Source organism: Cellulomonas taurus (genome assembly GCF_012931845.1).
Classification (GTDB): Bacteria; Actinomycetota; Actinomycetes; order Actinomycetales; family Cellulomonadaceae; genus Cellulomonas; species Cellulomonas taurus.
Genome location: NZ_CP051884.1, coordinates 528148 through 552816, shown reverse-complemented (window position 1 = coordinate 552816; position 24669 = coordinate 528148). Strand labels below are relative to the sequence as shown.

16 protein-coding genes are annotated in these 24669 nt (G+C 71.8%); 5 read left to right on the top strand and 11 right to left on the bottom strand.

Annotation, left to right across the window (positions count from 1 at the left end; all coding sequences use genetic code 11):
* The first annotated feature begins 78 nt into the window (after positions 1 to 78).
* On the top strand, positions 79 to 897 hold the full coding sequence (locus HGK68_RS02505) for a C2 family cysteine protease (RefSeq protein WP_169164536.1): 819 nt from the start codon (positions 79 to 81) through the stop codon (positions 895 to 897).
* 67 nt (positions 898 to 964) lie between these two features.
* Here HGK68_RS02505 and HGK68_RS02500 read toward each other — a convergent pair whose 3' ends face one another.
* From HGK68_RS02500 to HGK68_RS02470, 7 genes are all read right to left on the bottom strand, one after another.
* The gene (locus tag HGK68_RS02500) at positions 965 to 2575 is read right to left on the bottom strand and encodes a methyl-accepting chemotaxis protein (protein ID WP_169164535.1); all 1611 of its coding nucleotides are present in this window, start codon (positions 2573 to 2575) and stop codon (positions 965 to 967) included.
* The gene (chvE, locus tag HGK68_RS02495; RefSeq protein ID WP_169164534.1) at positions 2575 to 3669 is read right to left on the bottom strand and encodes a multiple monosaccharide ABC transporter substrate-binding protein; all 1095 of its coding nucleotides are present in this window, start codon (positions 3667 to 3669) and stop codon (positions 2575 to 2577) included. The genes HGK68_RS02500 and chvE overlap by 1 nt, the downstream gene beginning before the upstream one ends.
* Before the next feature lie 186 nt (positions 3670 to 3855).
* Positions 3856 to 5448, bottom strand: a complete 1593-nt coding sequence (locus HGK68_RS02490) for a methyl-accepting chemotaxis protein (RefSeq protein WP_169164533.1) — start codon at positions 5446 to 5448, stop codon at positions 3856 to 3858.
* A 98-nt stretch (positions 5449 to 5546) separates the two neighbouring features.
* Complete coding sequence (locus HGK68_RS02485; protein ID WP_169164532.1) at positions 5547 to 5978, bottom strand: hypothetical protein; 432 nt, start codon at positions 5976 to 5978, stop codon at positions 5547 to 5549.
* 181 nt (positions 5979 to 6159) lie between these two features.
* Positions 6160 to 7554, bottom strand: a complete 1395-nt coding sequence (locus HGK68_RS02480) for a hypothetical protein (protein ID WP_169164531.1) — start codon at positions 7552 to 7554, stop codon at positions 6160 to 6162.
* Positions 7555 to 7623: 69 nt separating this feature from the next.
* Complete coding sequence (locus HGK68_RS02475) at positions 7624 to 8109, bottom strand: RNA polymerase sigma factor (protein ID WP_169164530.1); 486 nt, start codon at positions 8107 to 8109, stop codon at positions 7624 to 7626.
* 100 nt (positions 8110 to 8209) lie between these two features.
* Positions 8210 to 8863 carry a nucleotidyltransferase family protein gene (locus tag HGK68_RS02470; protein ID WP_169164529.1) on the bottom strand — a complete coding sequence of 218 codons (654 nt, stop codon included), beginning with the start codon at positions 8861 to 8863 and terminating at the stop codon, positions 8210 to 8212.
* Between the two features lie 56 nt (positions 8864 to 8919).
* On the opposite strand from HGK68_RS02470, the gene HGK68_RS02465 reads away from it, so the two are divergent.
* Positions 8920 to 9681, top strand: coding sequence for an endonuclease/exonuclease/phosphatase family protein (locus tag HGK68_RS02465; protein WP_169164528.1), 762 nt, complete (start codon positions 8920 to 8922; stop codon positions 9679 to 9681).
* Between the two features lie 88 nt (positions 9682 to 9769).
* On the opposite strand, the gene HGK68_RS16010 is transcribed toward HGK68_RS02465, so the two are convergent.
* Entirely contained in the window at positions 9770 to 10090 is a 321-nt protein-coding gene (locus HGK68_RS16010) for an ATP-binding protein (protein WP_246260521.1), read from the bottom strand.
* 243 nt (positions 10091 to 10333) lie between these two features.
* Here HGK68_RS16010 and HGK68_RS02455 point away from each other — a divergent pair, with 243 nt between their 5' ends.
* Positions 10334 to 10585, top strand: a complete 252-nt coding sequence (locus tag HGK68_RS02455) for a hypothetical protein (RefSeq protein WP_169164526.1) — start codon at positions 10334 to 10336, stop codon at positions 10583 to 10585.
* A 3-nt stretch (positions 10586 to 10588) separates the two neighbouring features.
* On the opposite strand, the gene HGK68_RS02450 is transcribed toward HGK68_RS02455, so the two are convergent.
* Positions 10589 to 19255: a DUF7927 domain-containing protein gene (locus HGK68_RS02450; RefSeq protein ID WP_169164525.1), complete on the bottom strand. Its 8667-nt coding sequence runs from the start codon at positions 19253 to 19255 to the stop codon at positions 10589 to 10591.
* Positions 19256 to 19422: 167 nt separating this feature from the next.
* A complete protein-coding gene (locus HGK68_RS02445) occupies positions 19423 to 19671 on the bottom strand; it encodes a PspC domain-containing protein (protein WP_169164524.1) in 249 nt (82 codons plus the stop codon).
* A gap of 201 nt (positions 19672 to 19872) precedes the next feature.
* Between HGK68_RS02445 and HGK68_RS02440 the strand changes: the two genes are divergently transcribed.
* Both HGK68_RS02440 and HGK68_RS02435 read left to right on the top strand, forming a co-directional pair.
* A complete protein-coding gene (locus HGK68_RS02440) occupies positions 19873 to 20535 on the top strand; it encodes an alpha/beta fold hydrolase (RefSeq protein ID WP_169164523.1) in 663 nt (220 codons plus the stop codon).
* Between the two features lie 91 nt (positions 20536 to 20626).
* The gene (locus tag HGK68_RS02435; RefSeq protein WP_169164522.1) at positions 20627 to 21832 is read left to right on the top strand and encodes a cobalamin-independent methionine synthase II family protein; all 1206 of its coding nucleotides are present in this window, start codon (positions 20627 to 20629) and stop codon (positions 21830 to 21832) included.
* Positions 21833 to 21941: 109 nt separating this feature from the next.
* On the opposite strand, the gene HGK68_RS02430 is transcribed toward HGK68_RS02435, so the two are convergent.
* Positions 21942 to 24533 (bottom strand): phosphoenolpyruvate carboxylase, encoded by a 2592-nt coding sequence (locus tag HGK68_RS02430; protein WP_169166902.1) that lies wholly within the window; start codon positions 24531 to 24533, stop codon positions 21942 to 21944.
* Positions 24534 to 24669: the final 136 nt, after the last annotated feature.

The window sequence follows — 24669 nt, the reverse complement described above, 5'->3', positions numbered from 1 at the left end:
GTTCTGAGCCGCCGAGCGGGTGCGGTGCGGGTGAGGTGGCTACGGTGTGGTCGTCGCCGGGACCGGACGGGGGACGCGATGACCGACACCGTGCTGGAGCTGTCGTCCTGGCTGCTGCTGACGGCCGACGCCGAGCAGGTGCGGACGGTCGTGCGACGGTTCCCGTTCGTCGAGCCGCGCTACCTCGACGGCGACCGGATCGACACCGCGCGCGAGCCGGTGCGGTTCACGCTGGACGACGTGCGCGAGCGCGGGATCGCCCAGGGCAGGGCGAACGACTGCTGGTTGCTCGCCGGGATCGGAGCGGTCGCGGCGGTCGACGTGGCCGCGGTGCGCCGGAACATCACGGTGAACGCCAACGGGACGTACACCGTGACGGTGTTTCGGCGCGGGGCGCCGGTGCGGGTGACGGTGTCCGGATGGGTTCCGGTGCACCCGTCGAACCGCCGGGCGGTCTACGCCGGGGAACAGACCCGCCACGGCCGGGTGCCGAGTTGGCTGTCGATCTACGAGAAGGCGGCCGCGCAGGTCCTCGGTGGCGGCAGCTACGCGGGCCTGACCGCCGGGCGGCCGTCGACCGGCATCTCGGCGGTGACGGGTCGGCCCACCGACTTCCTGTCCACGAACCCGCTGCCGTTCACCCGGAGCCGGACCCTCGCGCGCATCCGCCGGGCGATGGCCGAGCGGCGGCCGGTCTCGGCTCTGACGACCTGGCGGGTCACCGACCGCTCGATCTCGTCGTGGCACGTCTACTACGTGACCGGGGTCGAGGGCGACCGGATCGTGGTGCAGAACCCCTGGGGCACCGACGGTGCGGGTGGCGAGGCCGAGACGCTCCACCTCACCGAGGACGAGTTCGACCGCACCTTCACCTGGGCCAGCGCGGGCCGCCGCTGACCGGACGCACCGCGCCCCACGCCTCGGCGCGGGGCCGGGACGTGGGGCGTGGCGTGTGGTGTGGCGCTCAGAACGTGAAGCGGGACACCCGGTCGTGCAGTTCGGCGGACAGTCCGGCGAGCTCGGTGATCTGCTCGGCCACCTGGTCGAGTCCGGCCACCGACCGCGTCGCCGCTCCGGCCACGCCGGTGATCGCCCCCGCGATCTCGCCCGAGCCGGTGGCTGCCTCCGATGCCGAACGGGACATCTCCGTGGTGGTCGCGGTCTGCTCCTCCACCGCGCTGGCGATGGTCAGCTGGTAGTCGTTGATCCCGGCGATGGTCTGGGTGATCTCGCCGATGGCGACGACAGCCGCCCGGGTCTCGTCCTGGATCGCGTCCACCCGGCGGGCGATGTCCTCGGTCGCCTTCGCCGTCTCCTGGGCCAGCTCCTTGACCTCCCCGGCCACGACGGCGAAGCCCTTGCCCGCTTCCCCGGCCCGGGCCGCCTCGATGGTCGCGTTCAACGCCAGCAGGTTGGTCTGCTCGGCGATGCTGGTGATCACCTTGACCACGTTGCCGATCTGCTGGCTGGACTCGCCGAGCCGGGTGACCTGCTCGTTCGTGGCGGCGGCGACCTCGGTGGCCTGACCGGCGACCTTCGCCGCCTGCGAGGCGTTCTGGGCGATCTCCCGAATGCTGGCGCCCATCTGCTCGGCGCCCGCTGCCACGCTCTGCACGTTGCGGGACACCTGCTCGGCGGCGGTGGCCACCACCCCCGCCTGCTCGCTGGTCTGGCTGGTGCCGTCCACCGCCTCGCCACTGGCCGACGTCAGCTGGTCGGCGGTGCGCTGGACGGAGGCGGCCGCCTGCTCGACCTGGGACAGCGCGGTGCGCAGCGACCCCTGGGCCGCGGACAGCGCGTCGGCCATCGCGCCGGTCTCGTCCCGCCATTCCACCGGAGCGTCGACGGTGAGGTCGCCCTCCGCCATCGCCTCCAGGGAACGCTGCACGGTCCGGACCGCGCCGGTGATCCGCCGGGTCACCAGCACCGCGAGCACACCGGAGAGTCCGGCGCCCACAGCGAAGGCGATGCCCAGCGCGAGGATCGTCCGATCCACCTCGGCCTGCGAGCGGGCCAGGATCTGTTCCACCTGGGCGTCGATCTGGCCCTGGGCCAGCGCCAACGCCCGGCCTGCCCACTCCGGGTCGGCGGACACATCCGCGGCCAACGCGACGGCCAGACCGTCGACGTCGCCCTGCTCGACCAGCGGCAGCACCGAGGCGTCGCGGTAGGCGGTCCAGGCCTCCCAGCGAGTGGTGAAGTCCGACCACTGCTGGGTGTTCGACTCCGGGAAGCCGTTGATCAGATCGATCTGCGCGGCGACGTCCTGGTCGTTCCACTCCGAGGAGGTGAGCAACTGGGTGCGCAGCGACTCGTCGGTCGCCTCCGCCGCCCGGTGCATCAGCAGGTGGCTGCGGGTCTGACCGGTGCGCAGCTCGGCCATCGCCGTCTGCAGGTCGCCGGTCAGGCCGGACATCTCCTCCAGGTTCTGCCCGGCCCGGTACAGCGCGACCGCGCCGGTGCCGCCGACGGCGGCGAAGGTACCGCCGAGCACCAGCAGGGTGACGGCGATCTTGACCGCGACCGGGCGGTCCCAGAACCAGGCAGCACGGCGGCGGCGGGTCTCGGCGGCCATCAGCTCAGCTCCTGTGCGGTGTAGGTCCCACCGTCGACCAGGACGGCGGAGTAGTTCTGCTCGGTGACGACCTGCGGTGCCAGCAGGTAGGACGGCACCACGATCACCCCGTTGTCGTAGGAGGTGGTGTCGTTGACCTCGGGCTCGGCGCCGCTGATCAGCGCGTGCACCATCTGCACGGCGACCTCGGCGAGCTGGCGGGTGTCCTTGAAGATCGTGGCGTACTGCCCGCCGTCGGCGATCGACTGGGCGGAGGCCAGCTCGGCGTCCTGCCCGGTGACCACCGGCTGCGGCAGACCGGCCTTCTTCACCACATCCAGAATGGCCATGGACAGGCCGTCGTAGGGCGAGAGCACCCCGTCCAGCCGGGCACCGGCGGTGTAGCGCGGCAGCAGCTCGGTCATCCGGGCGGCGGCGTTCTTCGGGTCCCAGCGCTCGGTGGCGATCTGGTCGAAGTCGGTCTCCCCCGATCCGACCACCAGCACACCGGAGTCCAGGTACGGCTGCAGCACCTGCATCGCACCCTGGTAGAACACGGTGGCGTTGTTGTCGTCGGCGGACCCGGCGAACAGCTCGATGGTGAACGGTCCGTTCGCACCGGTCGGCTTCGCCGCGTCGTCCAGCACCCCGAGGCCCTGCAACAGGGTGGTGGCCTGCTGCACGCCGACCCGGGCGTTGTCGAAGCTGGCGTAGAAGTCCACATCGCCGGACTCGCGGATCAGCCGGTCGTAGGCGATCACCGGGATGTCGGCGGCGGCGGCGTCGGCGAGCACGTCCTTGAGCGCCACGCCGTCGATGGATCCGATCACCAGTGCGTCGGCGCCCTCGTCGATCATCTCCTGCAGCTGCTGGACCTGGGTCGGCACGTCGTCGTCCGCGTACCGCAGGTCCACCTCGTAGGCGAGTGCCTCCAACTGGGCCTGGACGTTCTCCCCGTCGGCGATCCAGCGGTCGGAGGTCGTGGTGGGCATCGCGACCCCGACCAGCGGGCGATCCCCCGCGCCGTCGTCCGTGGAGCTGCACGCCGTCATCCCGGCAGCACCGATCAGTCCCACGACGGCCACTGCCGCCGACCGACGCCATCTCTGCGGCATCCGTTGACTCCCTCGTCTGTGGGCCACCTCCCCCGGTGCCCCTCGGCCCGCCCATCGGACGGCTTCCCGTCGGTGTGAGCGTTCACCTCCCGTTTCCCCTGAATGCGCCGAGGGCGACCACGGACGGCCGGGTGGGACCACGAAAGGGCTGCACCCGATCGGGTGCAGCCCTTTCCGTCATGGCACTCAGTAGGTGAAGCGGGACACCCGGCCGCGCAGGTCCTCGGACAGTCGGGCCAGCTCGTCGATGGCCGACCCCATCTGCCCCAGGGTCTGGCTGGACGCGTTGGCGGCGGAAGCCACCCCGGTGATGTTGTTCGCGATCTCCCCGGAGCCGGTCGCGGCCTCGGCCACCGACCGGGACATCTCCGTGGTGGTCGCGGTCTGCTCCTCCACGGCGCTGGCGATGGTCAGCTGGTAGTCGTTGATGCTCGCGATGATCGTCGAGATCTCCCCGATCGCCGTCACCGCACCCGAGGTATCGGCCTGGATGGTCTCCACCCGGCGCGCGATGTCCTCGGTCGCCTTCGCCGTCTCCTGCGCCAACTCCTTGACCTCACCGGCCACCACCGCGAAGCCCTTACCGGCCTCACCGGCACGAGCGGCCTCGATGGTCGCGTTCAACGCCAACAGATTCGTCTGCTCCGCAATGGACGTGATGACCTTGACCACGTTGCCGATCTCCACCGAGGACTCCCCCAGCTTCGCGACCTGATCATTGGTCACCGCAGCAGCATCCGTGGCCTGACCAGCGACCTTCGCCGCCTGCGAGGCGTTCTGCGCGATCTCCCGAATGCTGGCACCCATCTCCTCGGCACCAGCCGCCACCGTCTGCACGTTCCGCGACACCTGCTCGGCAGCAGCCGCCACCACACCCGCCTGCGCCGACGTCTGATCCGACCCGGCCACCACCTGCGACGAGGCGGCCGACAGCTCCTCGGCGGCGGCGGCGACGGTCTGCGCCGTCTCGACCACACCGGAGACCAGCGACCGCAGCGACTCCTGGGTGCGAGCCAGGTCCACCGCGAGCCGGCCGACCTCGTCGTTCCCGGTCACATCCGAGGCGACCGTCAGGTCACCGTCACCGGCGGCGGACAGCGCCACCGACACGTGCCCGAGCCGACGGGCGATCGACCGGGCGACCCCGATGGCCAGCGCGAACGCGCCCAGCGCGCCGACCAGCGCCACGATCACCACGGTGAGGATCGACCGGTTCGCCAGCGAGTCGGTCGAGGCCGCCAGGTCGGCGGCCTGCTCGCCCTGACCGTCGGACTCGGCCTGCATCGCGTCCATCACCGCGGTGGTCAGCGGACGGACGGTGTCATTGAAATAGGCGGCGAATCCCGCCGCGTCGCCCTTGTCCGCGAGCGGGAACAGCTCGTCCTCGGCGGCCGAGTAGTAGTCGTCCAGGGCCGCGGTGATCGCGTCCACCCCGGCCGGGTCGGCAGCGCCCGGGCGGTAGTCGGCCAGCAGGTCGTCGAGGTCGCCCTGCCGCTCGGTCAGCTCGTCGCGCAGGGTGGCGCGGGTCTCGGCGTCGGCGATCCCGTACTGGATCACCCGGGCACGGTCACCCTGGTAGGACCGCTGGATCTCGGACAGCACCTGCAAGGGCTGGACGTTGTCGCCGTACATCTGCGCGGCGTCGGCCCGGAGGGTGCGCAGCGAGCTGAGCGCCACGACGGCGAGCACGGCGGTCGCCAGGAACATGACCGCGACGGCGGTGAGGATCTTGACCAGGACCGGCCGGTCGGCCCAGACCCGTCGCTGCGTGCTGCTCATCTGTGGGGGCCCCTCCATGGGATACGAATGACGCTCCCCCTATCGACCTCCGGACCCCGATCCGAAGCAGTTCACGCCTCCGGCGCACCCGCCGCCGGTCAGCGGCGGTCGCGGCAGGCCAACGCCGTCAGGGTGAGGGCGACGGCATCCTCGACCAGCGCGCCCCGCCAGTCGGGTCCACGGCGCGCCGACCAGGACCGCCACGCGGCGCCGCCCCAGGTGCCGAGCACCGACGCCGATGCCGCGACCACCGCGGCCGACCACAGGGGTCGATGCGCACGCCGGGCCAGCGCCACCCCACCCGTCGCCGCCGCCACCGCGCGGGCCTGCGGACCGGGCGGGATCAAGCGGCTGGGTGTGCTCGGCAGCTTGTCGCCGACCAGCTCGCCGACCACACCGCAGAGCACCGGCCACCGGGTCAACCGTCCGGCACCCGACGACAGCACCGGCCCGGCGACGCCCAGACTCCCCCGGCTCCCGGCGGCGACCCCGAGGGCCGCCGATCGCCACAGCACCGATCCGGTGCTCACGCCGTGCCGTGCTCCATGACCGTGCCGGGGTGTCGTCATGCTCCGACGCTGCCGCCCGGGCCGGCGGACGGCAACCGCTGGGTCGTCGTCCCGCCCCGCCTGCCGATCCGCGATGGGTCCGCGGGCCGGGTGGTGGCGGCCGGGTGCGGCCGGGTGCGGCGAGCTGCTCGGTGGCGCCGGGTCAGTCGAAGGCGAGTCCGGAGTCGGCCACCGCGAGCACGCTCCACGTGCTGCCGTCGTCACCGGTGAGCAGGTACGCCGGGGCAAGGATCACGGCACCGTCCGCCTGGAACAGCTGGGTCAGACCGCGCTGCGCCTCGGTGATCGTCACCTGCTGCACCGGCCATGCGATCGGGCCGCCAGGGGTGGCGGTCGGCGGGGTGGTGGCTGCCGGGGCGTCGGTGCTGCCCGGGTCGGGGGTCGTGGGCTCCGGGTCCGTGGCCTCCGGGGCCGTCGGCTCGGCCGCCGGCGACTGCGAGGTCGTCGCTTCGGGGGCCGGGGACTGCGGGGCGACGGGCTCGGCCTCGGGCGTGGCGGCACCGTCGGCGACGGCGACCCCGTCCCGGGCCAGCGGCATGAATCCGGTCGACCCGGCGCCGAAGCGCGGATCCGCCATCCGCTGCACCGCGGTCGTCGCCCCGACCACCGGGTACTCACCCAGGTCGACCACCGGGGCGAGCTGGCCGTACAGGCTCTGCACCCCGTCCGCCACCACCGTCGCGTTCCAGGTCAACCCGGTGCCCTGCCCGTCGATCACCCGCTCGGCGGTCACCGAGGTGCTCGCCGGTTGACCGACGTCCGGTGTCGAGAACTGGAACTGCGCCGGGTCGAGCCCGATCGCCGTCATCACCTCGCGCAGCGCCGCCGTCGCGTCGTCGGCGGACGGCTGCGGGCCGGTCGGCTCACAGGGAGCCACCGGGTCGATAGTCGCCTGCGCATCGTCGGCAGTCCCCGTCGACGCACAGTTCCACGGGTCGCGCGCCGGGTCGTAGTAGTTCACCGACGCCGTGCCGTCCGAGTACAGCGAGACCGACGGCCCACTGCCGTCCTGCGGACCGACGAGCCAGCTGCCGTCCTGCTGTACCGGGTCTCCGGTGACCCCGAGCGCGGCCGCCAGCCGGGCCACCGAGTCCGCGGAGAACACCGATCCGGCGTCCAACCCCCACGCGTGGGCGTTGCCCGCCTCATCGCCCAGGCCGTCGGCGGCGGAGAACACCACCCGACCCGGCGACCACATCCGCAGATCGGCGCTCGCCTTCTGATCCTGCGCCGCGAACGCCCCCTCGGTGCCGGACTGCTCCAGGGTGATCGCGGGCACCGCCGCCGTCGTCGACTCCGTGCCCCGTCCGGCCCAGAACCCGGCACCGCCGACCACCGCCACCGCGGCGACCGCCGCCGCCACCTGCCACCACCGGGACGACAGCGCCGACGACGACGACCGGGACTGAGCCGGCTGGTCGGCGATCCGTCGCTCGACGTCCCGGTGCAGGGCGTCATGGTCCAGCTGCGCCGCCGCTGCCGGGTCGGACGCCCGGAGCCGCGCGAATGCCTCGTCGTGCTCGTGCTGCTCGTCCATCGCTGCCTCCTGGGTCGGCTCGGGGTGATCTGACCGGTTTATGTGCCCACCGGGCCCGGTCTTGCACGGTCAGGCGTGCGTGGCCCAGCTCTCCCGGAGCCGGGCGCGGGCCCGGGACAACGCGGCGTCGGCACCGCCACGGCCGATGCCGAGCACCGCCGCGAGCTCCACGCCGGACAACCCCTCCCAGGCGGACAACAGCAACACCTCCCGGTCCCGGACGCTCAGCGCCGCGAGCGCCCGACGCACCTGGTCGTCCCGCACCGCCTGCAATGCCGGGTCGTCGGGGTCGGGCTCGTCGGGCAGCTCGCCCACCGGCACCGGTCGGCCCTTGCGCCGATGGTTCGCCAGCACGAACCCGGCCGTCCGATACAGCCAGGGCAGCTCCGCACCGGCCGGGACGTCCGCGCGACGACGCCAGGCGACGGTGAGCACCTCTGCCGTCAGATCCTCGGCCTCCGGTCCGGCCCCACGGCGCAGCAGGTAGCGGTGTACGGCATCGGCGTGGTCCTGGAACAGCGCGGTGAACCAGTCGTCGGCTGCACTGTCGCTCACTGATCACCTCCGGGTCGGTGGGCGCGCCGGGTCGGCGGCCACACAGGGACATCCTCTGTGTTCCCTGTGTCGGCAGCCGACCCGATCTTGCACCGCGGTCTCACTCCGCTGGCGACACCGGACCGACCGGACTGATGCCGAGCTGGTGCACCAGCAGCAGGAACGCCCGGCCGTAGGGGGTGTCGGCGGTCTCCGCGCGCACCCGGTCCCAGTCGATCTGTTCCCGCAGCGCCCGGGCGATCGCCAACATCCGGGTGAAGTCGCAGTAGTGCTCCCCGAGCACCCGCATCTTGGCGGACAGGATGTCGGTGGCGTCCAACACCGGCATCCGCACCGCGAGCACCTCGATCTCCTCGGACCGGCCCAGCATCGCGGGGGTGATCGGCTCGCCGACCATCCGGTAGAGGACATCGACCATCGCCCCGTGGTGGAAGGCCTTGAACAGCCAGTTCTCCGCCGGTTCGCGCACCTCGAGCCCCGCGGCCGCGATCGCCTCCCGCGCCCGGTCGGCGTCCTCCTCCGCCACCGCGAAGTCGGCGTCGTGGCTCGGCTCCGGCGCGCCCCGGGCCCAGGCCGCGTAGCCACCGACCAACGCGAACGAGACCCCCGCCTCGGTCAGTGCCACCGCCGTGAGGCGGAGCGCGTCCTGGAGGGCGGTCCGGATGTCCGGCGGGTGCGCGACATCCTGGCTGTCACCGGGCGCGGCGAGCGCTCCGGCGCGGACCGTGGCGTCGGCGGGAGGGGTGGCTGCCATGCCTCGGGTGTACACGACGACGGGCGCGGTCGCAGTCCGGCGGACAGAATCGCCTGGTGAGACTTGCGACCTTCAACATCCTGCACGGACGTGGACTCAGCGACGGCCGGGTCGACCTGGACCGGTTCGGAGCCGCCGTGGCCGGACTCGACGCCGACGTGGTGGCACTGCAGGAGGTCGACCGCGATCAACCGCGCTCGCACCAGGCCGACCTGACCGCGGTGGCCGCCGAGGCGATGGGCGCCACCCATCACCGGTTCGTGGCCACCCTGCACGGGCAGCCCGGCACCTGGACCGCCGCCACCGGTGACCGGCAGCCCGAGTCCTCCGCCTACGGGATCGCCCTGCTCAGCCGACTGCCGGTGCGTCGCTGGCGGGTGCTCGCGCTGCCGACCCTGCCGACCCGGGTGCCGATGGTGCACCGCGGGAACCGGCGCCCTTCCCTGGTGCGGGACGAGCAGCGCGCCGCGCTGGCGGCGGAGGTGGAGACCGAGACCGGATCGGTGACCGTCGTCGCGACCCATCTGACGTTCATCCCGGGCTGGAACGCGGTGCAGCTGCGTCGCCTGGTGCGCTCCTGCCGACCGCTGGCCCGGCCGCTGGTGGTGACGGGTGACCTGAACCTGGAGGGCAGGGCACCGGCCCTGATCAGCCGGTGGCGCAGCGCTGGGCAGGCGATGACCTTCCCGGTGGAGGTGCCCGAGCGGCAGATCGACCACGTGCTGTTGGACGGGCCGGTGCGTGCGACCAGCGAACCGATCGCGGTGAACACCGGGATGTCCGACCACCGGGCGCTGGTGGTGGACCTGGCGGTGTGACCGGCGGGGAGGAGCTTGGCCGGGTGGCGCTGGTGGGTTGATCCCCCGGTCGGGTGGGCCGACGGTGGGCCGATCCGGCCGGGGCCGGTCAGTCCGACTCGGTGGCGACCAGGAACCAGACGGTCTTGCCGACCTTCTGGTGGTCGACTCCCCAGGTCTGGGCGAGTGCCTCGACCAGGGCCATGCCGCGTCCACTGACGGCTGTCGGTTCGGGGTGCCGCACCACTGGGGTCGCCGGGCTCTCGTCGGTCACCGAGACCAGCACGCCGCGCTCGTCGACCCGGATGCCCACCCGGATCCGCCCGTGCTCGGGTCCGTGCACCACGGCGTTCGCCACCACCTCGCCGGTGAGCAGCTCGATCACCTGGTTCTCCGAGCCGTACACGCCGGAGGCAGCCACACGATTCATGATCCAGTGCCGCGCCGCCCGCGGTGCCGTGCGGCGGGCATCGAGGACCAATTCGTCGCGTTCCGCCCGGGCGTCGGCACGACGCACCGCCGGTGCCGATCGAAGGTCCCTGACATCGCCCACCCGGACACTCTGCCCGAAGCTGCGCCGGTCCGCCGACTGAACCGCGCCGACGAGTGATCCGGCGGGCGCGAACGCGGGCAGAACCACCCGAATGTCGGACCCTCGCGGCAGGATGCGGCCATGCCGGACTACGTCGCTCATCTCTCCGTCTCCGATGTGCCCGATGACGAGACCCGCGCCGGGATGGCCGACGCTCTCGGCGCTCTGCGCGACGACGCTCCCCCGGACTTCGTCGGACCGGCGGTGGTGGTCTTCGACCTGCGTGGTGAGGCTCCGGACCAGGTGACGGCCGAGCGGGTCGCGCGCTCGCACGCCGCCGAGATCCTGGACGGGTGGCCGCACGAGATCGAGGTCGAGGTGCTCGGGGGCTGAGGCTCACGAGGTGCCGCCCTGCCGCCCCGAGCGGCGGTTCCGGTACCCGAGACTGCCGCGCCTGCCGCCCGCGGAGCCGCCACCTCCGACACCCTGTCCGCCGAACCGGGTCAGCACGAACCCGATCACGAAGGCACACCCGGCCGCCACCAGCACCCCACCCAGGGCGACACCGGTCCGAGCGAGGCCCGGGATCGACAACAGGCGGTGCGGCACCGGATCGTCGGCCACCGGATGCTGGGTGCACGGCCGTCCAGGATCACACCCGACGGTCGGCTGCTCACCGTCGCGGAGCACCTGGTTCGTCAGCATCGCGTCACCACGGTCCGCCTGTGCCCGCACCGTGACCGCGTACCGGACGGTCACGGTCGCGTGCGGCGCCAACGTCCCGGTGATCACCAGCTGATCCCCGGTCCGGCCGACCGCGAGCGCCGGATCGGAGGAGGTGGGTGCCTCGGTCAGTTCGGCGTCGTCGAGCACCGCTGACAGGTCGTCCCGGTGGGCAACGCCCGCGGTCCCCTCGCCGACGTTCCCGAAGGTCAGCGCGTACCGCACCACATCCCCGACGTGCACGGTCGTGCCGGACTCCGGGTCCGACGTCTTGGTCGCCGCCACCTCACCGACCGGGTTGCTGGTGCACACCTGGTCGGGCAGACAGCTCAGGCCGGTGGAGGTCAGCTCAGCGGGTCGTAGGACGCGGTTGAGCAGGACGTGGTCGCCCAGAGCACCCTGCGGGCGCACCGTCACCCGGTAGGTCAGCGTGACCGTCCGGCCGGGATCGAGCGTGCCGCTGACGGCGATCCTGGACGCGTCCTCGCGGGTCATGGTCCACCCGGTCCCGCCGTCGAACCGGATCGAGTCCGTGACCAGATCGGCGTCGTCCAGCACGCCACCGAGGTCGTCCACCCGCTCCACTCGCTCCGCCGCGGTGCCGGTGTTGCTGAGTTGCACGGTGTAGGTCAGCTCCTGCCCCGCCTCGGTCGACGTCCCGGATGCCGGATCGACCGTCTTGGTGACCTCGATGAAGGGCAAAGGGGTCTCGGTTCGCGCACCACAGTCGTCGCTGTCGGTGCAGCCGTGGCCAGGGATCAGGAGGTTCACCGCGCGCCGGTCGCCGTCGGACCGCTCGGCCTCGGGAAGCACCCGGACCCGGTAGCGGATCGTGGCGGTCTCCCCCGGTTCGAGCGTGCCGCCGAGATCGAAGCGGCCGTCGGTCACCGGCGACACCGTCACCGTGGTCGGCCCGTCGGTCAGCGCCGGCCGGTCGAGCAGGGCGGCGTCGTCCAACACCCCGGTCAGGTCATCCGTGCGATCCACCAGACCGACGCCGCTGCCCGCGTTGGTCGCGGTGACGGTGTAGGTCAGGACCGTGCCGGACACCACCGGGTCCGAATCGGCCACCACGTCCTTGGTGTAGGTCAGCCGCGGGATCGGGGTGGAGGTGCAGGGGGTGTCCGGCCCGCAGGCGTCGGCCCCACCGGGCTCACCCGGCGGCACCACGACATTCAACGCCAGGTCGTTGCCATTCACCCGATCCGCGTCACTCACCACCCGGACCCGGTAGGTGATCGTCGCCGTGGCCCCGGGATCGAGGGTGCCGTCGATACCGAAGCGGCCCGTGGTCGCGTCCAGCGGTGTTACCCGGACCGATGCCGTGTCGGACACCGGATCGTCCAGGAGCTCGGCGTCGTCCAGCACGTCGCTCAGGTCGTCCTCGCGGGTGACTCGTCCGGGGGCCGAGCCGGCGTTCGTCACCGTGATCCGGTACCGCAGCACCGATCCCTCGACCAGCGGCGAGTCCTCCGCGCTGACCGACTTGTCGTAGCGGATCAGAGGCAGCGGGGTGCTGGTGCACGGAACGTCCGGACCGCAGCGCGCTGGGTCACCGGGGCGCACCAGGGCGTTCCGGGCGACCGCGTTCGCTGTCGCCCGTTCCGCGTCCGGCCGGACCGTCGCCGTGTAGGTGACGTGCGCGACCGCACCGGCCGCGAGTGTGCCGCCCAGCGCGAACCGGCCCTCGCCGACCGGGGTGATCGTCACGGTCGGTTGATCGGTCTCCGGCTCGCCCGTCAGTGCCGCGTCGTCGAGGACGTCGGTCAACACGTCCTCCCGGTCGACCACACCGGTGGCCGTCCCCCCGTTGGTCACGGTGATCGTGTAGGCCAGCGTGCTGCCGTCCTCGCTCAGCTCGACCGACTTCGCGTAGCCGATGCGCGGCAGCGGGGTGCTGGTGCATGCGTCGGGGGCTGTGTCGCATGTCTCCTCACCGTCCAACAGCAGACGGTTGGTCGCGGTCGCGTCACCGGATACCCGGTCCGCCTCGTCCCGGACCCGCACGGTGTAGGTCACCCGCGCGCTCTGATCGGTGCCGAGGCTGCCGGTCAGAGTGAAGCTGCCGTCCACCGGTTCCGACACGCGTACCGCGGGGTTGTCCGACACCGGCGGCGTGGCCAGGTCGGCATCGTCGAGCACGTCGGACAGGTCGTCGCTGCGCTGGACGACACCCACGCCCCGGCCCTGGTTGTGTGCCGTGATCGTGTACCTGAGCAGGGTGCCCGCGACGATCTGGTCGTCGATCAGGGTGGCCGGGTCGGCGACGACCGACTTGGTGTAGACCACCTGGGCGACCTCGTGGCAGGTGCTGGTGGTCGTGCTGGTGCAGGCTCCGTCCGGGTCCGGTGGCTCCGACGTGGTGGCCTGACCGGTGCCGTCGGGGTCGGCGACCAGGTGGTTGACCACCAGGTTGTCACCGCGCTCAGCGTCGGGACGCACTGTGGCGGTGTAGCGCACGCTGGCGCTGGACCCCGCGGGGACCGCGCCGCCGATCACCAGTCGGTCGTCCTGGGCTGTGACGGTGAGGGCGTCATCGACAGTCGCGGCACCGACCACGGCGTCATCGACCAGCTGCGTCAGGTCGTCGATGTGCGAGACGGTCGCCGGGGCGGTGCCCGAGTTGGTGAACCGCAGCTGATATTCCACCGTGTCGCCGGCCAGCAGGGGTGTGGCGGAGGGGACAGCGGTCTTGCTGACGGCGAGGTCACCGGCGAAGTGCGTGACGCACACCGCCCCGGCCAGACATTCGGTCGGCGTCGGGTCGTCCGGCATCAGGACATGGTTGGTCAGCAGGTGGTCGCCCTGCTGACCGTCCGGGCGCACGATCACCGAGTACGTGACCGTGACCGTGGCCTCCCGTGCTACGGCTCCGGTGAGCGCGAGCCGCGAGCCGGTCAGCTCGGCCGTCACCTGCTCCGGGTCGGAGGACGTCACCGAGCCGCCGGCGAGCGCGGCGTCGTCCAGCACCTGCGTCAGATCGTCCACCCGATCCACCGGAGCGTCTGCCGTGCCGGTGTTCCGGAAGCTGACCGTGTAGTCCACCCGGTCGCCGGGTTCGAGGTGAGCCCCGGACGCCGGATCGGAGGTCTTGGTGACGCTGAGCAGGGGAAGCCCGGTCGCCGTGCATGCCGGATCCTCCGTCCGGCAGGCGCCGTCGGGCGCGGTGCCCGGCTGCACGAGCCAGTTCACCGCCTGTGACCCGGCGCTGCGCCGCGCATCCGGCAACACCTCGACCTGGTAGGTGATCGTGACCTCCGCACCTGCCCCGAGGGCCCCGGTGATCGCGAACCGGCCGTCGGTGACCGGACCGACCTGGACCCCGGCGTCCGCGGGGGTCACCACCGGCGCGGACCGGAGCGCCGCGTCGTCCAGAACATCACCGAGCACGTCCTCCCGGTCGACGACCCCGGAACCCTGCCCCGCATTGCGCGCGGTGACGGTGTAGGTGAGCACGCTGCCGGCGACGACCGGACCTGCCGGTTCGACCGCGACCGTCTTGGCGTACTCGATCTGGGCGACCTGGTCGCAGGTCGAGGTGACGGTCGCGGCGCACACCTCACCCGGCCCGGGGTCACCCGCGGCGAGCAGGTGGTTGATCAGCAGGTCGTCGCCCGTGCGGTCGGCATCGGCCCGTACCGTCACCCGATAGCGCACGGTCGCGACGCTGTCCGCGGCGACGGCACCGGTGATCACCAGCTGATCGCCGTCGCGTTCGGCTCGCAGTCCGGCGGACACGTCCAGGGTCGTCGGGTCCCAGTCGGCGTCGTCCAGGACACCGGTGAGGTCGTCCCGGTGGTCGACCGGGACGGCACCGGCACCGGAGTTGGCGAACGTCAGCACGTAGTCGACGGTGCTCCCCGCGACCAGCGGGGTGCTGGAGGCGGACGAGGTCTTGCCGATGCCCAGCTCGCCGGAGTACCCGACCGTGCAGGTACCGCCACCGGTGCACGCCCGCGGATCCGGGAGTGGTTGATCCGGTGCGAGGACGTAGTTGCTCAGCACGTGGTCGCCCAGCTCACCGGCCGGATTCACCACCACCTGATAGGTGATGCTCACGCTCGCCCCCGCGTCCAGCCGACCCACCACGCGCAGCCGGGGCGAGGTGAACTCGACCGCGAGGGCCGTCAGATCCGAGGAGCGCGCCGACCCCGGTACCCACGCGGCGTCGTCCAGCACGTGGGTGAGGTCGTCGACCCGATCCACCGGCACCGACGCCGTGCCCTCATTGCCGAAGGTCAGGGTGTAGGTCAGCCGCTGACCCGGTTGCAGGTCGGCGTCCGGCCCGGCGTCCACGGATTTCAGCACCCGCAGCACCGACAAGGGGGTGTCGGTGCACTGCCCGGCCTCGGGTGCGCAGCCGTCCGGTGCGTCCTCACCCCGTGGCACCAGGTAGTTGACCGCGCGGGAGCCCGATCCCCGCTCGTCGTCCGGCAGCACCCGCACCCGGTAGGTGACGGTCGCCGTTGCGCCGGGCGCCAGCGTGCCGTCGATCGCGAACCGTCCGTCGGTGACCGGGCCGAGATTCACCCCGGCATCCGTCGGTTCCACGGTGGGCGGGTCGAGCAGTTCCGCGTCGTCCAGCACGTCGGACAGCACGTCGTCCCGCGCCACCGGCCCCGCCGCCGCACCGTGATTGGTCAGGGCGATGGTGTACGTCAGGATGCTGCCCGCCAGCACCGGCTCGCTGTCGGCCTCGACCGACTTCCGGTACTCGACGTCGGGCAGGGGAAGATCGTGGGTCGCCGGATCGGAGCTGAGGGCGGTGCCGTCTCCGGTCGCTCCGGTCGCGGTGGCGGTGTTGAGCAGGTGTCCCGCCGCGGCATCGTCGGCGTCCAGGGTCAACGGCCCCGATTCACAGCTGGTGGTCGAGCCGACGGCGAGTGTGGTGACGTGGCAGTCGGTGAGGTCCACCCCGCGCTCGGTCAGGAGCGGATCGGTGACCGCGATGTCGGACACCGTGACGGTGCCGGTGTTCCGCACCCGGAACAGGTAGCTGGTGGTGTCACCCGCATCGACCGACCCGTTGCCGTTCACATCGGTCCAGGTGCCCTGCTCCTTGCTCAGGGTGAGAGCCGGTGCCGGGTCGGTGACCGGGGTGTCCGTCGTGGAAGGGGGCGCCGCGACTTCGGCGCGGTCCGGACCGGTGCCGTACGCCACTGCGGTGTTGGACAGCGAGGTCCCCGCCAGCGCGTCGAACTGCTCCTGACTCATCACCAGGGCGTCATCGGTGTCGCAGATCGCCGTGGCACCGGGGGCGAGGGAGGTCACCACCTGCCCGTCCTGCCGACACTCGGTGACCGCGATGCCCGCGTCCGTCAGCATCGGATCCTCGACCCGCAGCTCACCGAGGGTGACGCTGCCGCTGTTGGTGAGCTCGAAGCTGTAGCGCACCGACTCCCCCGCGTCCGCCGTGTCGTTGGCGGCCACCGCGTCGTCCAGGGCGGCGTGCTTGACCAGGCGGAGCGCCGGTGCCGCGGCGGTCACCGGGATCTCCACCGTGGATTCCGGTGACGTGACGTCCCGGCCGGTGGGATCGGTGGCCGTGGCCCACGCGGTGTTCGTGACCACGGTCAGGGTGTCCATCATCTGTTGGGTCACCGTGTAGTCCGCTGTGGCCCAGCAGACCGCCGACTCACCCGGGGCGAGGGACGCGGGACAGTCCTCGATCGACAGTCCGGCGTCGCTCAGCGTCGGGTCCACGATCCGCGCGTCGTGCAGCGTCACGTTCCCGGTGTTGGTCAGCTCGACGCCGTACCTGATTGCCTCGCCCAGGTCCGCCGTCTCGTTGGGGGTGACGGCGTCGTCGAGCGTGCCGTGCTTGGCCAGGGTGAGCGCCGACCGCACCGGGGCGGACGGGACGGTGGCCCGGTCCTCGGCTGCGACCCGGCCACCGTCAGGGTCCGTGGCGACGGCGGTGGCGGTGTTCTCGATGGACCCGGCGAGCAGATCCGCCTCGGTCACCGGCCGGTCCGCCGTCGTGGCGCAGGTGGCGACCCGTCCCGGGGCCAGGGTGTCGACGTCACAGCTGATCGTGATGCCGTCGGCGGCGATCGTCGGGTCGTCGATGGTCAGCCCCGTCACGGTGGTATTGCCGGTGTTGACCACGGTGAAGGCGTAGCCGATCGACTCTCCCGGATCGGCCACCCCGTTCTCGTCGGTGTCGCGCAGCGTCGCGGTCTTGGCGAGGTCCAGCGAGGACACCACCCGGCCGGGCACGGTGACCGTTCGACAGGGTTCCTCGCCCACGACCTGGTGACCCTCCGGCACGCAGGCCGAGTTGACCAGGGTGTTGTCGCCGCCACCCCGGTAGATCACGTCGTAGCCGATGGTGGCGGTGTCACCGGCGGCGAGGGTGCCGGACCACCGCAGCCCGCCGTCGGTGGCCTCCACCTCCCCGATGTCCGCTGTCAGGGAGTCCGGTACGAGTGTGGCGTCGTCGACGACCCCACTGAGGTCGTCGACGACGGTGGCCGGTCGCTCGTCGGTGGTGTCACCGGGGCCGGCGTTGCCGACGGTGACCGTGTAGTGCACCCGATCCCCCACCGCCGGTTGGTCGGCGGTGTCAGCGGCCTTATGCACGACGAGGCGGGGCAACACATCGGTGACGCAGGCGACCGCCGGTTCCGTGCTGTCGCAGGCCGGGGTCGTGGTCGTGACGTCCCAGGGCGCGTGCGCCCACGCTGTGTCGGTGGCCGAGCCGTCGCCACCGCCGATCACCGTGACCGGGATGGTGACGACCACGCTTGCGCCCGCCGCCAACGCACCCTGCCAGCGGACCTCGGTGTCCGAGCTGGTCAGGCCGGCCGAGACGTCGGCACCGTCGACGGTTGCGGTCACACCGCCCGGGTCGACCGCGAGGTCGTCGACCGCCGCACCGAGGTCGTCGATCAGCGTGGCGGGCGTCTCGGCGGTGAAGTCACCGCGCCCGGTGTTCGTCATCGTGACCGTGTAGTGCCCGGTGTCACCGGGTCGCGCCCCGTCGGGCAGGTCGGACTCCTTGGTGACGCCGAGCTGCTGCCCACCGAAGGTGACCGAGGTCGATCCCACAGCAGCCGGGGCATAGGTCCAGTCGTCGATGATCCGGTCGTTGCCCCACGGGTTGGTGCCGGTGTTGGACCAGCCGTGCGTGCTGAGGGTGCTGGCCACGCCGTCCGTTCCGGACGCCATCGGCTCGGTGAGGCTGTCCCGTCCGTCGGTGCTGAGGACGGAGTCGTCCCAGTAGGTCGTCGCATCGGGTGCGGAGGGCCCGGTCGTGCGCAGCAGGCGCAGTCCGCCCCGACCCTCCACGTCGATCTGCACCATGTGCATCTCGCCGATCTTGTCGAAGAACAGGCGGGCGGACGGCAGCGCGTCGGGGGCGATCGGCCGACCTCGGCCGTCCAGTCCGTCGAAGACGTACTCGTACTCGCCGGCACCGTCGGCTCCCAGTTGCACCACCCGGTCGACCGGGTCGTCGTAGGAACCGTTGCCGTCGGCGTCCACCTGGAACAGGTACCCACCGGTGAACCGACTGTCGATGGTGTAGCGGAAGGTGCCCTGCGTGGCCGTGCTGTCCGGCGTGAAGCGCATCGGCGAGACCTGGAGCTGCTCGACGCCGAGCGGGGACGGCACGATCGTCTCGGTCCCCGTCGCCGAGGTGCCGGTGGCGGGGAGCGTCGGGTCGGGTTCCTCCAGGAACACCCGGTACTGCGTACCGCATTGGTCGAGCACGGGCAGCGTCTCCCCGGTGAGCACCTCGCCGCCGGTGATGTCGACCGAGGAGTAGGTCGGCGTGCAGTCGTCCGTCTCGGTCCAGCCCACAGAGGTCGCCTGCAACAGGGAGAAGATCCCGCGGTAGTCGGTCAGTTCTGCGCGGTAGAGGTACCCGAGGTCGTTGACCACCCAGTAGGTGAAGTCGCCCGCGGTGCTGTCGTACCGGCGATAGGCGTAGCTCCACACGCGACCGGTCTGCTCGGCGTCACCGTCGAAGACCCGGATCGTCCAGTCGTACTTGTCGTCCCGGGGAGTGGCACCGCGGTAGTCGATCAGCCAGATGCCGTCCGAGGCGGTGCTGAACGTCTGGGCCACACCGGTCGGCGGGACCTCCGCCACGGTGCCGGTGGGCGAGGTGACGGTGATCGTGACGCCGAGGGTCTCGTCGATCGGTGCCCCGGCGACCTGGATCCGTTCCCCGGCGCGGACATAGGCGTGGAACTGGTTCTGCTCCGCGCCCTTGACGCTGCTGGTCGTCTCGAAGGCCACCGCCTCGGACAGCCCGGACCTCCCGCTGAGCACGGGTAGCCCGGAACCGAGCAGGAGCACCACCGTCAGCGCCGCCCACCACCGCAGCCGTCGCATCCGCCTGTCAGTCGTCCTCATCCCACGCCACCCGTCGTCCTGGAGCACTTCCGGAGATCGACGGTGGCAGCGGATCAGGGTCGGATCAGCAGTGAAGGGGCAGGTTGAGTGCTGGTCGACGCGAATTTGAGTCCATCAGCCAGGGACGTGAGTGGGAATCGGCCGGGTCAGGAGTAGTGCACGCCGCCGCGCTCGCGGGCGACCCACTCCTCGTCCGGCATCACGATCCACAGCACCGGGTAGATCAGGATCGGGCTGCCGGGCAGGACGATCAGCGCGATCAGGAACAGCCATCGCATCGGCCAGGGATCGATCCCGAACCTGCGCGCCAGACCCGTGCAGACGCCCCCGATCACCCGGTCGGCCCGCGGCCGCACCAGTCCGCCGCGCCACATCGACTCGTAGATGCCGGTCATCGCTCTGCTCTCCCTCGCACTGTCCACGCCCTGATCGGGCCGTGCCCTCAGCCTGCCCGGGGCACCACTCACGAACATCGGGAAGGTCCCCTGATCGGACCCTGATCCGTACTCAAGCACCCCCTAGGGCACACCCCGCGCACACAGTGCGGGTGCAGACTGGAGGAAGACCCCGACGGCACGGAACCGGAAGAAGCGCACATGTCCATCGAGCAGCCGATCGTCCTGGTGCACGGCACCCGTACGTCCGCTCAGATCTGGGACGACCAGGTCCGGGCGCTCACCGCGGACGGGCATCCGACGCTCGCGATCGATCTGCCGGGCCACGGCACCCGGGCGAGCGAGCGCTTCAGCTTCGACGGGGCCCTGGCGGCGATCGACGCGGCGGTCGCGTCCTGCGCTGCCCCGCCGCTGCTGGTCGGCCTGTCGCTGGGCGGCTACATGTCGCTCGCCTACGCAGCCCGGCACGAGGAGCGGCTGGCCGGCGTCGTGCTGGCCGGGTGCTCGACCGAGATCAAGGGCAAGCCGCTGCGCACCTACCGTCGACTCTCCACCCGTGCGGTCCGGATGTTCGGGCGTCGGGACAGCACCTGGCACGTGGTCGGCGACATGCTGGGCGCGATGCACGGCTACTCGCCGCTGTCGGATCTGCGCCGGGTGGGACTTCCGGTGTGGCTGGTGAACGGTGCCCGCGATCCGCTGCGCTTCGGAGCGCGGCGCTACCTGTCGGCACGGCCGGGCAGCCGTCAGTGGGTGGTCCCGCGCGCCGGGCACGACGTGAACAGCCACGCGCCGGTCGCCTTCAACCGGATCCTGATGCACGTCCTGCGGGAACTCACCCCGCCGTTCGCACGGATGGCCTGAACCGCCCGGCCCGACGCTGAGACGCCTGCCACATCAAGCAATCCCCTGTGCCACGATGACGGCGCCACGATTCCGTCACCCGGGAGCCCCGATGAAGCGCAGCACCGACCGCATCCTCACCACCCACGCCGGCAGCCTGCCGCGGTTGGACGACCTGACCGCCGCCCACGCCGCGGCGGAGGCGGGCGAGCAGTCGGAGGTGGCCCAGGTCCTCACCGACGCGGTCGGCGAGACGGTCCGCCTGCAGGAGGAGATCGGCATCTCGGTGCCCGGTGACGGCGAGCTCGGCAAGGCGTCCAGCTCCCCGATCGACTACGGCGCCTGGTGGTCGTACTGCTTCCAGCGGCTCGGCGGCCTGGAACTGCGCGAGGGCTACAGCTGGATCACCCGCGACGTGCAGTCCGGCCCCGGCGACGTGCACACCACCGGATTCGGCCACCGACGGGACCGCGCCCGGTTCGAGCAGGCCTACGACGACCCGACCTCGGGCATCTTCACCGGGGGTGCACCGAAGCCGTACCCCACCGCCGTCGCACCGGTGACCTACACCGGCCAGGACGCGATCGCCGCGGACATCAGCAACTTCCAGGCCGGACTCGCCGCGCACGGCTACACCGAGGGGTTCATCACCTCGATCGCGCCGGGCAGCGTGGTCCGGATCGACAACGAGTTCTACGGCACGGACGAGGAGTTCGTCTGGGCGTGCGCCGACGCGATGCGCGAGGAGTACCGCGCCATCATCGACGCCGGGCTGATCCTGCAGATCGACGATCCGTCGCTGGCCGAGAACTGGGACCAGATCACCCCCGAGCCCTCGGTCGCCGACTACCAGGCGTTCAGCCGGGTGCGGGTGGAGGCGCTCAACCACGCGCTGCGCGGACTGCCGGAGGACCGGATCCGCTACCACCTGTGCTGGGGTTCCTGGCACGGCCCGCACACCACCGACCTGCCGATGAAGGACATCGTCGAGCTGATGCTCGAGGTCAACGCGGGCGCCTACTCCTTCGAGGCCGGGAACGTCCGGCACGAGCACGAGTGGAAGGTGTGGCAGGACGTCACGCTGCCCGAGGGCAAGCTGATCCTGCCGGGCGTCGTCTCGCACGCCACCAACGTGGTCGAGCACCCGGAGCTGGTCGCGGACCGGATCGAGCGGTTCGCGCAGCTGGTCGGCCGGGAGAACGTCATCGCCTCCACCGACTGCGGTCTGGGCGGCCGGATCCACCCGCAGATCGCCTGGGCCAAGCTGCGCAGCCTGGTCGAGGGGGCCGAGCTGGCCACCCAGCGTCTCTGGGGCTGAGCCGCGCGCCCGGCTGTCCCCGACCTGCGGGGACAGCCGGGCCAGCCTCCGGCCGACACGACGAAGGCCCCCCCGGGATCACCCGAGGGGCCTTCGTCGTGTCGGCGGATCAGCCGGTGTTCTGCAGACCGGCGGCCACGCCGTTCACGGTCAGCAGCAGCAGGCGCTTGTTCTCCTCGACCTGCTCCTCGGCGACGCCGGTCCGCAACGCCCGCAGCGCCCGGATCTGCAGCAGGGACAGCGCGTCGACGTACGGGCTGCGCAGCTGCACCGCCCGGCCGAGGATCCGCCGCCGGGACAGGATCGACTCGGAGCCGGTGATCGCCATCACCCAGCGCCGGGTCAGCGCCATCTCCTCCAGCACCAACCGTGCCAGGTCGTCCCGGTCACCGAGCGCCAGGTACCGCTCCGCCAGACGCTCGTCGGTCTTGGCCAGCGACATCTCGACGTTGTCGATCATCGTGGTGAACAGCGGCCACTCGGCGTAGGCGGCCTGGAGCTCGGCGAGGTCGCCGACCTGGTCCAGCGCGGTGCCGAGGCCGAACCACCCGGCGAGGTTGGTCCGGGCCTGCGACCAGGAGAACACCCACGGGATCGCCCGCAGGTCGTCCAGCGACTCCACCGACAGGCCACGACGCGCGGGCCGGGAGCCGATCGGCAGCAGACCGATCTCCTCCAGCGGGGTCACCTGGGCGAACCACTGCGGGAAGCCCTCGGCACGGACCAGCTCGTAGAACCTGGCCCGTGAGGTGCCGTCCATCGCGGACGCCAGACCGGCGAACCGTTCGGTGGCGGCGGCGTTGCGCTGCTCGGTGGAGGGGGCACTGGCCAGCAGGGTCGCCGCGGCGACCTGCTCGATGTGCCGGGCGCCGATGGTCGGATTGCCGTACCGGGCGAAGATGACCTCACCCTGCTCGGTGAGCTTGAACCGGCCGTCGACCGAGCCCGGGGGCTGGGCCAGCACCGCGCGGTTGGCCGGGCCGCCGCCACGGCCGAGCGCACCGCCGCGACCGTGGAACAGGGTCAGGCGCAGATCGTGCTTCTTGCCCCACTGGGCGATCCGGCTCTGTGCCACGTCCAGGGCGAGGGTGGCGGCGACCGGACCGACGTCCTTCGACGAGTCCGAGTAGCCGAGCATGACCTCGACATGCCGGCCGTTCTGCGCCAGCCGTGCCTGCACCTGCGGCAGGGTCAGCATCGACTCGAGGATGTCGACCGAGGCTTCCAGGTCGGCGAACGTCTCGAACAGCGGGATGGCGTCGATGATCGGCCGGGTCTCCGGGTCCGGGAACGCCAGTTCGGCCAGCTGGTAGACGGCCTCGAGGTGTTCCGGCGCCTGGGTGAAGGAGACGATGTAGCGCCGGGCGGCCGCCACGCCGTAGCGACGCTGGACGGCGCCGAGGGCGCGGTAGGTGTCCAGCACCTCCCGGGTGCGCGGCTCCAGCTCGCCGTCCACCCCGTTCGCGGCGATGTCGGCCAGGGCGGCGGCGTGCACCTGCGAGTGCTGGCGCACCTCCAGCTCCGCGAGGTGGAACCCGAAGGTCTGCACCTGCCAGATCAGCCGCTGCAGGTCGCCGTAGGCGGCGCGCGGGGCGCCCGCGGTGACCAGGGACTGCTGCACCACGTCCAGGTCGGCGAGCAGCGCCTCCGGACCGGGGTAGGACAGGTCGGCGTCCCGACGCCGGGTGGCGGCGATCCGCTCGGCGATCATCCGCAGGGCCCGGCGGTGCGGCTGGTGCTTGACCTCGGCGGCGGCCTTGGCGGCGGCGTCCTCGGACAGGTCACGCTGCCGGTGCCAGAGCGCGGTGAGCTCGGCGGAGGCCGGGGTGCCGGTGTCGTCCAGGGTGAGCTTGGCCGAGATCTTGCGCGCCGAGTCCTCCAGCGCGGTCAGCACGTGCTCGTTCGCCAGGGCGGCGGCGGCGCGGGTGACCTCGGCGGTGACGTTCGGGTTGCCGTCCCGGTCGCCACCGATCCACGAGCCGAGTCGCACGAAGGGCTTCACCAGCGGGGCGGTGCGACCGGCCTCGGAACCGCGCAGCCAGTCGTCCAGCCGCCGGTAGACGGTCGGGTAGGTCTCGAACAGCGTGGTGTCGAAGATGTTCATCACGGTGCGGACCTCGTCCAGCACCGTGGGCTTCTGGGCGCGCAGCGGCGAGGTGCGCCAGAGCGCGTCGATCTCCTCCAGCACCCGTCGGTCGTTCTCCGCCCGCGAGGTGCCACCGGCGGCGAGCGCGTCGCGCTCGGCGAGCAGGTCGGACAGCCGCCGGATCGACCGGGACACCGACCGGCGACGGGCCTCGGTCGGGTGCGCGGTCAGCACCGGGCGGAACTCGAGCTCGTGCAACCGGTGCAGGGCCTCGTCGCGGCCGACCTCCTGGGCCAGGGCGTCGATGGCGGCGGGCAGCGAGTCGTCCTGCATCAGCTCACCGGCGGGCAGCTCGGCCTCGCGGTCGCGCAGCACACGCACCCGGTGGTGCTCCTCCGCCAGGTTGGCGAGGTGGAAGTAGCACGTGAAGGCGCGTGCGACCTGCTGCGCACGCTCCATGCTGAAGGACGCGACGAGTTCCTCGGCCTCGGCCAGCGCGGCCTGGTCCTGCTCGTCGTGGGCACGAATGGTCAGCGCGCGCACACGCTCGACGTCGTCGAACAGATCGTCTCCGCCGGACTCCCGGATGACCCGGCCGAGGAACTCGCCGAGCATGCGGACGTCATTGCGGAGCGGGTCCGGGACCTCGTGACGTGCCAGGCCGCTGCGGGCCTCGCGGGAGATCTGAGGGTCTGTCACACGGTCAAGACTAGGTCAACGTCCCGCGCTGCGGACATCGAAGTCCATTCCT